The sequence below is a fragment of the Candidatus Omnitrophota bacterium genome (genome assembly GCA_040755155.1).
Lineage (GTDB): Bacteria > Hinthialibacterota > Hinthialibacteria > Hinthialibacterales > Hinthialibacteraceae > JBFMBP01.
In genome coordinates, this window is record JBFMBP010000094.1 from 1 (window position 1) to 13,281 (window position 13,281).

The window sequence follows — 13,281 nt, forward strand, 5'->3', positions numbered from 1 at the left end:
TATACGTCAAGGGACAATCCTTGACCCACGGCTCAAATAAATCCCCCGTCTTCAAAAAATCTATAAAAAACGGCAATTGCCCTAACGCCGTCACCTTCCCTTGCTCGTCCCATTCCACATGAATTCTCCCCCCATACGTATCGGCAATCAACGATGTCTTTTCGGCTTCGCAGGGGATTATTCCCCTCTCACCCTCTGGGTGAATCGCTTTCATTCGTCCTCTCCCCTCTATCTACCTTCTTTCTTTCATCTTGCATCCTTTTATTTTCAACTGCCGTTTTTAGGATTATTTCTTTAGGAACTTCGGACTAAAATTTTTATGGTTTTACAATAAAAAATCCGCCCCGGAACTTGCGCAAGTTCCGGGGCGGCGTTGTTGGCGGGAAAAGAGGCGGGGCCGATAAAGCCGGGGGAATCGGCCCCGCCGATCGGAGAGAAAACCCCTTATCGGCTGAGAGCAACCGTAAAGGGTTTCTTACTCATACGGCTCTTTTTCTCCCGTCGGTTATCTTTCGGTTCAGGATTCCCTTTTAACGATTAAATATCGTAGTAAAGGAAGAATTCATAAGGATGCGGACGCAAGCGGACGGGGTCGATCTCGTTTTCCCGCTTGTACGCGATCCAGGTGTCGATCACGTCCTGCGAGAAAACGTCTCCCTGCAGTAAGTATTCATGATCGGCCTCCAAAGCGGCGATGGCGCCTTCCAATGAGCCGGGAACTTGAGGAACTTTCGCTAGTTCTTCAGGTTCCAGATCGTAAAGGTTTCTGTCTAGCGGATCGCCTGGATCAATCTTGTTCAGGATGCCGTCCAAACCCGCCATAGCGATCGCCGCAAAGGCGAAATAAGGATTGCAGGATGGATCGGGGCAGCGGAACTCGATGCGTTTCGCTTTTGGGCTGGGCGAATACATCGGGATGCGGATGGCGGCGCTGCGGTTGCGCTGAGAATAGGCCAGATTGACCGGTGCTTCGTAGCCCGGAACCAAACGCTTGTAGGAATTAGTCGTCGGCGCGCAGAAAGCGATGAGCGAACTGGCGTGTTTCAGTAGTCCGCCGATGTAATAAAGCGCCATGTCGGAAAGACCAGCGTACTTGTCGCCCGCGAAAAGGGGTTTGCCGTTTTTCCAAAGGCTGGAATGGACGTGCATTCCGGAGCCGTTGTCGCCGAATAGAGGCTTGGGCATAAAGGTAACGGTTTTGCCGTTGGCTTTAGCGACGTTCTTCAAAACGTATTTATACATCATGACCTGGTCGGCCATCTTCACCAGCGGCGCGAATCGCATATCGATCTCGCATTGGCCCGCCGTGGCGACCTCATGGTGATGAGCTTCGATGTCGATTCCCAATTCCATGAGAACGGAGACCATTTCCGAGCGAATGTCCTGCAGGGCGTCCGTAGGAGGAACCGGGAAATACCCTTCTTTATGGCGCGGGCGGTAGCCGAGGTTCTGGCCGCCGCAATCGGCGTCGGAATTCCAGATGCCTTCCGACGAGTCGATTTCGTGCATGCTATAATGAGCCGCCGAACCGAACCGCGCGCTGTCGAAAATAAAGAATTCCGCTTCTGGCCCGAAATAAGCTGTATCCGCGATGCCCGTCGATTGAATGTAATCGGCGCATTTTTGGGCGACAGTGCGCGGATCGCGGTTATAGGGCTGCTTGGTAATGGGATCGAGTATGGTGCAGGTTAAAGAAAGCGTAACATGGCTGGTGAAGGGATCGATGAAGGCCGTCGTAGGATCGGGCAGAATCAACATATCGCTTTCGTTGATCGTCTTCCATCCCCGGATGCTGGAACCGTCGAATCCGAAGCCTTCCTCGAACGACTCTTCTTCCAGGCAGTGGCTGGGAACGGAAAAGTGCTGCCACGTCCCCGGAAAGTCTTGAAACTTGAAATCGACGAATTGTACCGATTTCTCCTTGATGGTTTTGAGAACTTCTTTTGGCGTCATTTTTTCTCTCCTTGGATTTTAATAAGACTTCCTGCGGCGAAGAGCCGCTCATCCGAAATCTCATATTTCTTTGGGTTTGATTTGTTTTTCTTCATTACCCCGGCTAGAGGCGGAAAAAACATTTCTTACCCTTATTGCATTCATTATGCCACTTTTGGATTACATCATTAATTTATAAAAATCAAATAGTAACATGATATTTATTCCATTGAATCCTTCTGTTTGTTCATAGAAAGACAGACTGTTGCTGCTGATTTATGAACACAAGACTAAAAATCAGCACCCTATCTGCCTGAAAGAAATGGGAAAAAGCATGAAAGTTACAATATAACAACTACAATGGTGGCTACGCTTCGCTTTGAGCCCACCCTACCGACTCTGCCGATCTCAATAAATTATGGAAAATATCAATGACTCTATCGCCTGTTTTCCATAAATCATGCGTAATGCCGGTTTCCTCCTCCAGCGACGTTACGCAGAGGTCTGGCATTCCGCACGGCGTGATGAGGCGAAAGGTTTCATGCTGCGGCTTAATATTGAGGGAAAAACCGTGAAACGAAAAACCCTTGCGGACGCGGACGCCGATGAATCCAATCTTCTTATCGCCAACCCAAGCGCCCGCCTTGCCGTCGATGCGGCGGGCGGCGACGCCGTAAGCGGCGCAAAGCCGAATCATCGCTTCTTCCAAGAGGCGCAAATGCTCATGAACCGTCAAAGACCGCTCGCGCAGATTGAGAATGGGATAAAAGACGAGTTGCCCCGGCCCGTGATAAGTGGCTTTGCCGCCGCGCGGGCTTTTATGGATGGTTACGCCCATGCGCCGATAATAAATCGGAGAGAAAACTAGATCGTTGCGACTGGCGGAAGTTCCCAGCGTGATCGTCGGTGGATGTTCGCAGAGAATCAGCGCCTCTTTTTCTTGAGCGACCCGCTCTTCCTGCATCTGGGACGCTTGTTCGTAGGATACGTCCACGCCCCAACGCAGGACGGGCGGCGGGAAACTCCCGTTATGCGCCATGAATCCGTTCTCCCAAAACGTCGAGCGCCGCTTCCATGATGGATTCGCCGTAGGTGGGATGAGCATGAACAGTGCGGCCAATCTCCTCGGCGGTGACTTCCATCGAGATGGCGAGAACGAGTTCGTGAATCATTTCCGTCGCCTCGCCGCCGACGATGTGCGCGCCGATAAGGCCGCCGTATTTCTCTTCGAATATTAATTTAACCAAACCGTCGGCGTCTCCGGAAGCGATGGCGCGCCCGCTGGCTTTGAAGGAGAAGGAGCCGACTTTGTAGGCGATGCCTTCTTCCTTCGCTTTCCGCTCCGTATAACCGACGCTAGCGACTTGGGGGCGGCAGTAGGTGCAGCCGGGAATGGCGCGATAATTGATAAGCGGCGGATTCTTGCCCGCGATATGCTCGACGGCGTGGACGCCCTCAGCGGAAGCGACATGCGCAAGCCAAGGAGGGCCGATCACGTCGCCAATGGCGTAGATCGAGGGAATATTCGTCTGCATGTGTTCATTGACGGAAACGCTCGATTTGACGGTCTTGACTCCCAGTTTTTCCAAACCAAGGTTTTCGATATTGCCGGTTACGCCGATGGCGACGAGCGCAATGTCGGCGGTTAACTCTTTCTTGACGCCGTTGGCTTCATATTGAATGTGGACGGTTTCACCGTCTCTTGCAACCGATTTTACCAGCGCGTTGGTTTCGATGTTGACTCCGCGCCGCTTGAAACTACGGGCGGCGGTCTTGGAAATTTCGTCGTCCTCGACGGGAAGAACGCGATCTAACGCTTCCAGAACCGTAACTTGCGAACCGAGGCAATTGTAATAATAGGCGAACTCCATGCCGATGGCGCCCGCGCCGATGACGGCCAGACGTGGAGGCAGTTCTTTGAGCAGCATGGCTTCCTTGCTGGAGACGATACGCTCGCCGTCGCGTTGAATGCCAGGCAAATCGCGTGGACGCGCTCCCGTGGCTATAAGAATATGATCCGCCATGTAAATTTCCGATTTCCCCTCCGACTCGACGCGCACTTCGTTAGGTGAAACGATTTCCGCCGTTCCTTTGATTTGTTGGATGGAATGCTTTTTAAAGAGAAATTCCACGCCGGAAACGATGCGATCGGAAATGCCCCGGCTGCGGTCTACAATGGCGGCGAGATCGAAGCCGACGCCCTCTGCTTTAAGGCCGAAAGCGCCGCCCTTTTTAAGGTGCTCATACAATTCGGCGCTTTTGAGCAGGGCCTTGGTGGGGATGCAGCCCCAATTTAGGCAAAGTCCGCCAGGCCGGTCGCGTTCGACGACGGCCGTCTTCATTCCCAACTGCGAAGCGCGGATAGCGGCGACATAACCGCCAGGCCCGGCGCCGATGACGAGAAGATTTAGATTTGCTTTTGCATTCATATAAAAACCGCCGATGTAAGTGAATAATTCATGTTACGCAACCAATGTTCTTTCGCTTTCGGCGTTGGTATTTCAACACCGATTAGAAGAACCATTCATAAGAGCAGGAAGGATTTAATTTTTTGCATTATTGAATCACAAAACCACGAAAAGGGTCGAATTCCACGAATTTTTCGAATCACGGATATCACGGATTCTTTTGGATTCCACGGAAAAAACCTTTTCACGGCGCGATTCCTTTCACCTAACTGTTTTCCTGTTTTTTTTTCGTGTTTTTCTTTTTAATTTCGCGTTTTCGTGATTCGACGCGACGATCATAATTGACTTCTCCATCTTTTTCTCGCGCGTAATATGAGATAGTAATTTAGAATCGAATATTAACTACTACTGTAAAGATAAAACTATGAATCGTACATTTACAATTATTGTCGAAAAGGGTGAAGACGGTTATCTCATCAGCGAAGTCGTCGATCTGCCGGGTTGCCATACGCAGGCTCGAAGCTACGACGAACTCTTAATTCGAACGAAAGAAGCCATCGAACTGTACTTGGAAGAAAAACCCGAGATCACGTTCAAATTCGTTGGTCTTGCCCAAATCGAAGTATAAAATCCCTCGTAATTCGCTCATCATTCATCATTCATCATTCATCATTCATCATTCATCATTCATCACTCATCATTCATCATTCCTACAAATGCAGCGTCAAAGGATTTTCCAAAATCGATTTCAGCGTCGCCAGGAACTGCGCGCCTTCCGCGCCGTCGAAGACGCGGTGATCGCAGGAAATGGTCAACGCCATGCGCTTGCCGGGAACGATTTGGTTGTCTTGAATCACCGGCTCGACGCGGATGGCGCCGACGGCTAGAATGGCCGCTTGCGGCGGATTGATGACGGCGCTGAAGCGGGTGATGCCCATCATGCCTAAATTGCTGATGGTGAATGTGCCGCCGGACAGTTCATTGGGCGTCAATCTTCCTTCGCGGGCTTTCTCCACCAGGCGGAGGCGTTCGCGGGCGATCTGGCCTACCGATTTCGCTTCGCAGGAATGGATGACCGGAACCATCAGCGCATCTTCGCCCGCCACGGCGAGGCCGATATTCGCGGCGTAAAAGCGGCGGATGTACGCGCCGCCGAATTGGCTGTTGACTTGGGGATGGCGCTGCAAGGCGACGGCGCAGGCTTTAACGAGGATATCCGTCAGCGTGATCTTCACGTCCTCGCCCGCCAGTGCCTGCAGATCGTTTTTAAAAGCCAGCGAACGCTCGATATTCACGTCGGTTTCGAGATAAAAATGGGGTACGGGTCCAAGACTCTCCGGCAGGCGCCGGGCGATAACCGAACGGATTGTATTGAGCGGAAAATCTTCGAAAAGCAAACCCTTCGAGGGCGTCAACGCCATTTGTCTTGTGGCGGGAACCTGCGCGGCGGCGGGGGCTTGCGCGAGATAAGATTCGATATCGCGTTTGACGATGCGTCCCGCCGGACCGGAGCCGTTGATATGCGCCAGATCGACGTTATGTTCCGCCGCCATGCGCTGGGCGACGGGCGAGACGCGGATTCTTCGATCCTCGGCGGACGGCGCCGGTTCAGACGCTGACGCGGAGGCCAATGCAGGCGCGGATTCGGTCGATTTCGCTTCCGGTTTCGGGGCGGGCTTTGCTGTCCCGGATTGAGTCTTATTCAATAAATCGTCGATATTCTCGCCTGGCTTGCCCACAATGGCGAGCGGCCCGCCTATGGGGACGGCGCTTCCCGCGGGAGCAAGGATTTTCAAAAGCGCGCCCGCATCGAAGACTTCGAGTTCCATCGTCGCCTTGTCGGTTTCCACTTCGGCGATGGCTTCGCCCGCTGCTACGGCGTCTCCCTCCTTCTTGATCCAAGAGACGATTTTCCCCGTCGTCATGGTGTCGCTCAGCTTAGGCATTTCAATAATGGAAGCCACGATATCAAACCTCCAGGCGGATCAATCCGCCAAGTAACAGACTTTCTTTACCGCTTTAATAATCTTATCGGCGTTGGGAACCACGGCGCGTTCGAGAACGGAAGCGTAGGGCATGGGAACGTCTTCGGATGTTACGCGGGCGGGCGGAGCGTCCAATTCGTCGAAAATATCTTCCGTAATGCGGAAAGCGATTTCGGAAGCCACGCCGCACATCGGCCACGCTTCCTGAACGATGACGACGCGATTGGTTTTGGCGATGGATTGATAAACCGGATCCAAATCCAAAGGCCGCAGCGTGCGCAGGTCGATGATGTCGCACTCGACGCCGTGATCTTTGGATAATTGATTCGCCGCATCGAGGCAAAGGTGAATCATTTTGGAATAGGAGACCAATGTAACGTCGCCGCCGTCGCGAATTTTATTGGAAACGCCGATGGGAACGAGATGCTCGCCTTCCGGAACTTCGCCTTTCCAGCCGTACATCACTTCGCTTTCTATAAAGCAGACGGGATTGTCGTCGCGGATGGCCGACTTGAGCAGACCCTTCGCGTCCGCTGGAGTAGCGGGAGCGATGACGATAAGTCCGGGAACATGCACCAGGAAACTCTCGATCGCTTGCGAATGCTGCGAAGAAAGATTGTGAGCCGCGCCGCCCGGACCGCGAATGACCATCGGACAAGCCAGTTGGCCGCCGGACATATAACGCATTTTTGCGGCATTGTTGACGATCTGGTCAAGCGCTAAGATAGCGAAGTTCCAGGTCATCACTTCGATAATAGGCCGCAGCCCCACCGTCGCGGCGCCGACGCCTAAGCCGACGAAGCTATTTTCTGTAATGGGCGAGTCAATCACTCGCTTGGGGCCGAATTTTTCCATCATGCCGAGGGAGACCTTATAAGCGCCATTGTAAAGGCCCACTTCCTCGCCCATAAGAAAAATGCGGTCGTCGCGCTCCATCTCTTCACACATCGCTTGATTCAAGGCTTCACGGAATGCTAATTCAGGCATAGTCGCTATCCTTCTTATACCAATCACCTTTGAATTTGTCGCTTTTAAAATCCCTCTCCCAAGATTGGGAGAGGAAAGGTGAGGGCTGATATTATTGGACTTATAATTCCCTCACCCTAACCCTCTCCCAGAGGGCGAGGGAACAAGAATTGCGTAACATGAGCTAATAAAAATAGTATTATTCCACATAAACGTCATCGTAGAGGGTTTCGGCTTTGGGATCCGGCTGATTCAACGCTCGCGCGATCGACTCATTGATCTCCTCGTCGATCTTTTCCGTCAGATTATCGATTTCCGATTGGCTGGCGAGCAGGTTATCGTCGATATATTGCAGCACAATCTTGATGGGATCGCGCTTCTGCATATCCTTTACTTCTTCCTTGGTGCGGTAGTGGGAATGGACGGGATCGGACATGGAGTGGCCGCGGAAGCGGTAGGTTTGCGCGTCGATAAATGTGGGACGGCTTTCCTTGCGCGCCCGCTCCACGGCATCGGAAAAGCATTTGTGCATCGCGAAAAAATCCATGCCGTCCGCCGCCACGCCTTCGATATGGTAAGCCCCGGCAGTGCGTTTGGAGAGTTCCTTGACGGCGCTGGCGCGTTCGAGAGCGGTGCCCATGCCATAACGGTTGTTTTCGCAGACGTAAATAATGGGGAGTCCCCACAAGGAAGCCATATTGAGAGATTCGTGGAACGTGCCTTGGTTCATGGCCGCTTCGCCGAAGAAGCACACGGTAACGCGGCCGTCGCCCCGGTATTTGGAAGCGAACGCCATGCCCGTGCCCACAGGAATCTGGCCGCCGACGATGCCGTGGCCGCCGTAGAAGTTATGCTCTATGTCGAAGAGGTGCATGGAGCCGCCTTTGGCTTTGGCGATTCCGCCTTCTTTGGCCACAAGTTCGGCGGCGATTTTTTCGGGATCGGCGCCGCGAACGAGAACATGGCCGTGATCGCGGTAGGACGTAATCATATAATCGTCTTTCGCGATGGCATGTTCGGCGGCGACGGCGACAGCTTCCTGGCCAATGTATAGATGGCAAAAACCGCCGATTTTCCCCTGCTGATACAATTGAGCCATCCGTTCCTCGAATCGGCGGATGAGGTGCATTTCCCGATAAACTTGGATAATCTCTTCTTTTGAAAACTTTTGTACCGTTTTAGCCGCAGCCGCTGACGCCGCCATATTTGTCTATCTCCTTATACTTAAAGGATTGCGAAGGAATGAATCCTGCTATGCCGATGATTGTTGCGGCAAGGATTTGATCGGCATCCCATGACGGATTATTATAATAGCCAATTCCGTGATAAATTATACCGAACTTGCTATTTGGGTCTAACCAACCCCAACGTTCAAATTATATGGGTTGAGGCGTCGAAATGCCAAATTCCTCTTTCGTTCATCTCCATGTTCATTCCGAATACAGCCTGTTGGACGGCGCTTGCCGCATCAAAGGGCTGATCGATCAAGCTAAAAAATTCAATATGACGCATCTGGCGCTTACCGATCATGGAGTGATGCACGGTTCGCTGGAATTCTACCAACAAGCCGTCAAAGCGGGAGTGCAGCCCATCGTGGGAGTAGAAGCCTATGTAACTGCCGGATCCCGTTTCGACCGCAAAGGGGGGCGCGACGCCGATATCGACGACACTTCCGACCGCTCCAATTTCCACCTCGTTCTGTTAGCCAAGAATGAGACGGGCTATAAAAATTTGCTGCAGCTGACCTCGCTAGCGCAATTGGAAGGATTCTATTACAAACCCCGCATCGATCATGAGGCGTTGGAAGAATTTTCTGCTGGATTGATCGGCTTGACCGCCTGTCTGAAAGGCGAAATCCCTTCCTTCATGATGGACGGGCAATATGAGCAAGCGAAAAAACTGGCGGAGAAATATCTCAAAATCTTCGGCGAGGGCAATTTTTACCTCGAAGTGCAAAGCAACGGTCTCGATCTGCAGAAAAAAGTCAACGAGGCGATGCGGGTTTTATCCAACGATCTCTCCATCCCCCTGGCCGCCACCGCCGACGTGCATTATTTGAAACCGGAAGACGCGGCGACTCAGGATTGCCTGATCTGCATCGGCACCAAAAAGACGCTCAACGATCCCAACCGCCTAAAGATTTCCACCAAGGAACTCTATTTCATGCCCGGCGAAACCATCGCCGAGAAATTGCCCGATTATCTCGACGCCGTGGAAAATACTGTGCGCATCGCCCAACTTTGCCAGCTCGAATTGAAATACGACGGCTCTAAGCTCATCATGCCCAATTACGAGATTCCCAAGGAAGAGGAATCGTACGTCGGCTATTTGCGCAAGCTGGTGTATAAGGGAGCGGAAGAACGCTACAAAGATGTAACCCAGGAACTCCGGGATCGCATCGAGCGGGAATTGAAAGTCATCATCGACTCCGATTTCACCGGCTATTTTCTCATCGTCTGGGATTACATCCATTTCGCCCGCCAGGCGGGAATCACCGTCGGTCCCGGACGCGGTTCCGCCGCCGGTTCGGTCGTGGCCTATTGCCTTTATATCACCGACATCGATCCCTTACTCTATGGCTTGCTTTTCGAGCGCTTCCTCAATCCCGAACGCATCTCCCCTCCCGATATCGATACGGACTTTTCCGACAAGCGCCGCGACGAGGTCATCCGCTACGTTCAAGGAAAATACGGCAAGGATCGCGTCGCCCAGATCGCCACTTTCGGAACCATTGGCGCCAAGAACGCCGTGCGCGACGTGGCGCGCGTTTTGGGATTGCCCGCCGCCGAGGGCGATAAAATCTCCAAATTGATTCCCGACGGCTTAGGCGTTACCCTGGAACAAGCTTTGAACGATGTTCCCGAATTGCGCCGCCTGCGGGATCAGGATGCCGTGCATCAGGAGTTGTTCCGCCATGCCTTGAAAGTGGAGGGGATGACGCGCAACACCTCCACTCACGCCGCCGGAGTTATCATCGCTCCCGACGATCTGCGCAAGTTCACGCCTTTAATGCGCGGCGCCAATAAAGAAACGGATGTCTCCACGCAATACGAAATGAAAAGCCTGGAAGCCATCGGCCTGCTGAAGATGGACTTCCTTGGCTTGAAGAACCTTTCCGTCATCGACGGCGCAGTGGAAAGCATCCGGGAGCGGCGGGACCCCCAGTTTGACATTTCTAAAATCCCGATGGACGATCCCATAACTTTCGAACTGCTGGGAAAGGGACGAACCAACGGCGTATTCCAATTGGAATCGACGGGGATGAAAGACATTCTCATCCGCCTAAAGCCAGAAACCTTCAGCGATATCATCGCCCTCTTGGCGCTCTACCGTCCGGGACCGTTGGGCAGCGGCATGGTGGACGATTTTATCAAGCGCAAGCGCGGCGAAGCAAAGATTTTATACGATCACCCCTCGCTGGAACCGATTCTAAAGGAGACCTACGGCATCATCCTCTATCAGGAACAGGTCATGCAGATCGCCAACGTCATCGCTGGCTTCACGCTGGGACAAGCGGACATCATGCGCCGGGCGATGGGCAAGAAAAAAGTCGAACTTCTGAACAAGATGGAATCCGATTTCTATGACGGCGCTAAGAAGAACAACGTCGATAAATCCATCGCACAGCGCTTATGGAGCCTGATCTTTCAATTCGCCGGATACGGATTCAACAAATCGCACAGCGCCGCCTACGCCATCGTTACCTACCGCACGGCTTACTTGAAAGCGCATTATCCCGCCGAGTTTCAAGCCTCCCTTTTGACTACGGATATGAACGATACCAACAAGGTGGTCAAGTATATCAACGAGTGCAACGATTCGGGAATCCCCGTCCTGCCGCCGGATATCAATCAGTCCAAAGAAAACTTCACGGCGACGGACGCTGGCATCCGTTTCGGCCTGTTGGCGATCAAAGGCGTCGGCGCCAACGCTGTGCGCTGCATCATCCGCGATCGGGAAAAACGCAGCGAATACAAATCCATCTTCGATTTTTGCGAAAGGGCGGAAGCGGGCGTCGTCAGCAAATCTTTACTAGAAGCGTTGATCCGTTCCGGCACGTTCGATTCGCTGGGATACAACCGCGCCACGCTGCTGGCGGCCTATCCCGGCGCCTTGGAGCGGGCGCAGGGAATCCTCCACGACAAAGCGGTCGGCCAGGATTCGCTTTTCGGCGAGATTGAAGACGAACTCCCACCGCTGACGGAGAAGCTGGAAATTCTGCCGGAATTGAATAAATCGGAAATTCTGCAATTTGAAAAATCGCTGCTGGGGCGGTATCTTTCCGGCCATCCGCTGGCAGACTACGCAACGGAATTAGCCCTCTTCGCCAAGGATCAGGCGGGCGAACTGATGGAGAAAGAAGAATTAGGCAAAGTTCAACTCGCCGGGATTCTGACCGAATTGAAGAAAAAGAAAACCAAGAACGGCGACCGCATGGCGATTGCGGTGCTCGAAGACCGCAGCGGTTCGGTGGAAGTAGCGATCATGCCCAATATGTTGGAGAAGCGCGAAGATATCCTGCAAGAAGACGCCATATTGATCGTGGAAGGATTGGCCAGCCTGCGCGGCGACCAAATTTCCGTACGCGCCGACCGCATCTTCACGCTGGAGGAAGGCTGGAAGCAATATGTGCGCGAGCTGCGCGTGGCGATGACGACCTCAACGCTGGACGAAGCGGCGGTGGTGGGTCTCAAGCGCATCCTGCTGGAAAATTCGGGAGATATCCCCGTCTTCTTTCACGTCGGCGTTCCTCAAGTGGGGATCGTAGAATATACGCTGGAAGGTTTTAAAGTGCGGCCCAACCGGAATTTGATGCTAGCCATCGACGATCTCTTGGAAAAAGGCGCGGCGTCATTCGTGGGCGCGAATGGCAATCACTAAACCGCCGCATGGAATTTACATGATGGTCTCAAGACCTTTTTCTTGAACCAATCTCAATAGTTTCAGGGATGCCCCGGTTGGATGCTTATCCCCTCGCTCCCACTTGCTGACGAGACCCTTGGTAACATTCAGATGCAAGGCAAAGACGGCTTGGCTAACGCGCTCCCGCAGACGGATTTCCCGGATTTCTTCCGGCGTTAACGGTTTTATTGGAGTTAGACACAAAACGTCAAACTTTCTCAACGTGCGCTTATCCATTGCCCCGGCATCATACAGATCGGATGCGGTTTCATGAATCGTCCCAAGGATTTTGCTTTTATAAGACTTCGCGTTACTCATTGTCAAGCACCTCCAATAATGCGCCTTGTTTCACCGTAATGCGCAGAATTTCATCGCTGTAACTTAACATATCCGCCGCCAGTTCTTTGAAGGCCTCCCGTTCCGCAGGCGTGATATTATCCCTTTCATTTTTAGCAAAACCATAAACAAAAAAGGCCTTATCGCCGGCGCGAAACAACACGATAGAGCGATATCCGCAAGATTTACCCTGACCAGGACGAGCAATACGTTGCTTAATCACGCCGCCTCCCAGATCGGCGTCAATCAAGCCTTTCATCGCTCGATCAACGGCTTCTAGCAGGGATTTGTCCGATATTTTCTCCCCCTTAGCAAACCGGCTGAATATCTTGCTCTTAAAGACTCTCAACGCTACTCCTTTTACCTAAGCCGCTTTATCACGTTATTGTATTATATCACTCAGTGACACAATTCGAGTATAAATTTCCCTTCTGAGAAATGTAGGGCAGGCTAAAAGCGAAGCGTAGCCCGTCTTTATATCTGCGCAATATGTTTGGAAAAACCAAGAAGCCAATTGCCTTTCCGTTATTTTGCCTCCTGGCGGAGTGGCAAGGGCAAAGTCTTTTGTTGCCCTTGAAAACGGTTGAGAAATATAGTGTAGACTAAAATCAAAGCGCAACCCGCTATCATGGCCGCGACGCCGCTTCAATCTTCCCTCCCTCGCCAATCGATATCACGCCGGATTTATCCTTAACTTCAATCCGTACTCGCTGGGGCATGGCAATGGCCTGCAAAACGCCGTCCCGTCTCAT

Annotated in this window: 11 protein-coding genes; 2 read left to right on the top strand and 9 right to left on the bottom strand. The window is 52.4% G+C overall.

From position 1 onward, the window contains the following. The 4 genes from AB1656_13650 to lpdA all read right to left on the bottom strand — a co-directional run. Nucleotides 1-214: hypothetical protein (locus AB1656_13650; GenBank protein ID MEW6236426.1), on the bottom strand; the 214-nt coding region annotated here is incomplete at its 3' end. Nucleotides 215-537: 323 nt separating this feature from the next. After that, on the bottom strand, nucleotides 538-1,953 hold the full coding sequence (gene glnA / locus AB1656_13655) for a type I glutamate--ammonia ligase (GenBank protein MEW6236427.1): 1,416 nt from the start codon (nucleotides 1,951-1,953) through the stop codon (nucleotides 538-540). 346 nt (nucleotides 1,954-2,299) lie between these two features. Further along, nucleotides 2,300-2,971 carry a lipoyl(octanoyl) transferase LipB gene (gene lipB, locus AB1656_13660; GenBank protein MEW6236428.1) on the bottom strand — a complete coding sequence of 224 codons (672 nt, stop codon included), beginning with the start codon at nucleotides 2,969-2,971 and terminating at the stop codon, nucleotides 2,300-2,302. Next, on the bottom strand, nucleotides 2,961-4,361 hold the full coding sequence (gene lpdA / locus AB1656_13665; GenBank protein ID MEW6236429.1) for a dihydrolipoyl dehydrogenase: 1,401 nt from the start codon (nucleotides 4,359-4,361) through the stop codon (nucleotides 2,961-2,963). The genes lipB and lpdA overlap by 11 nt, the downstream gene beginning before the upstream one ends. Nucleotides 4,362-4,764: 403 nt before the next feature. On the opposite strand from lpdA, the gene AB1656_13670 reads away from it, so the two are divergent. After that, nucleotides 4,765-4,968 (top strand): type II toxin-antitoxin system HicB family antitoxin, encoded by a 204-nt coding sequence (locus AB1656_13670; protein ID MEW6236430.1) that lies wholly within the window; start codon nucleotides 4,765-4,767, stop codon nucleotides 4,966-4,968. 82 nt (nucleotides 4,969-5,050) lie between these two features. Here the strand turns inward: AB1656_13670 and AB1656_13675 are convergent, their stop codons facing one another. The 3 genes from AB1656_13675 to pdhA form a co-directional block, all read right to left on the bottom strand. Continuing rightward, nucleotides 5,051-6,304, bottom strand: coding sequence for a dihydrolipoamide acetyltransferase family protein (locus AB1656_13675; GenBank protein ID MEW6236431.1), 1,254 nt, complete (start codon nucleotides 6,302-6,304; stop codon nucleotides 5,051-5,053). A 21-nt stretch (nucleotides 6,305-6,325) separates the two neighbouring features. Further along, a complete protein-coding gene (locus AB1656_13680; protein MEW6236432.1) occupies nucleotides 6,326-7,330 on the bottom strand; it encodes a pyruvate dehydrogenase complex E1 component subunit beta in 1,005 nt (334 codons plus the stop codon). Between the two features lie 160 nt (nucleotides 7,331-7,490). Further along, complete coding sequence (pdhA, locus tag AB1656_13685) at nucleotides 7,491-8,495, bottom strand: pyruvate dehydrogenase (acetyl-transferring) E1 component subunit alpha (protein MEW6236433.1); 1,005 nt, start codon at nucleotides 8,493-8,495, stop codon at nucleotides 7,491-7,493. A gap of 194 nt (nucleotides 8,496-8,689) precedes the next feature. Between pdhA and dnaE the strand changes: the two genes are divergently transcribed. Then, the gene (gene dnaE / locus AB1656_13690) at nucleotides 8,690-12,172 is read left to right on the top strand and encodes a DNA polymerase III subunit alpha (GenBank protein MEW6236434.1); all 3,483 of its coding nucleotides are present in this window, start codon (nucleotides 8,690-8,692) and stop codon (nucleotides 12,170-12,172) included. A 15-nt stretch (nucleotides 12,173-12,187) separates the two neighbouring features. Here dnaE and AB1656_13695 read toward each other — a convergent pair whose 3' ends face one another. Then, entirely contained in the window at nucleotides 12,188-12,511 is a 324-nt protein-coding gene (locus AB1656_13695; GenBank protein ID MEW6236435.1) for a DNA-binding transcriptional regulator, read from the bottom strand. Further along, entirely contained in the window at nucleotides 12,504-12,878 is a 375-nt protein-coding gene (locus AB1656_13700) for a type II toxin-antitoxin system RelE/ParE family toxin (protein ID MEW6236436.1), read from the bottom strand. The genes AB1656_13695 and AB1656_13700 overlap by 8 nt, the downstream gene beginning before the upstream one ends. Between the last annotated feature and the right edge of the window lie 403 nt (nucleotides 12,879-13,281).